1 protein-coding gene is annotated in these 238 nt (G+C 51.3%); it reads left to right on the forward strand.

Annotation, left to right across the window (positions count from 1 at the left end; genetic code table 11):
• Window positions 1–238: GTP-binding protein (locus tag FLQ03_RS01350; RefSeq protein WP_144374166.1), on the forward strand; the 238-nt coding region annotated here is incomplete at both ends.

Raw genomic sequence — 238 nt, forward strand, 5'->3', positions numbered from 1 at the left:
GGAACGTGGTATCACCATCACTTCCGCTGCGACTACTGCATTCTGGTCTGGTATGGCCAAACAGTATGAACCGCACCGCGTAAACATCATCGACACCCCGGGGCACGTTGACTTCACTATCGAAGTAGAACGTTCCATGCGTGTTCTTGATGGTGCGGTAATGGTTTACTGCGCAGTTGGTGGTGTTCAGCCGCAGTCTGAAACCGTATGGCGTCAGGCAAACAAATATAAAGTTCCG

It is taken from the genome of Vogesella urethralis (assembly GCF_007644045.2).
GTDB lineage: Bacteria > Pseudomonadota > Gammaproteobacteria > Burkholderiales > Chromobacteriaceae > Vogesella > Vogesella urethralis.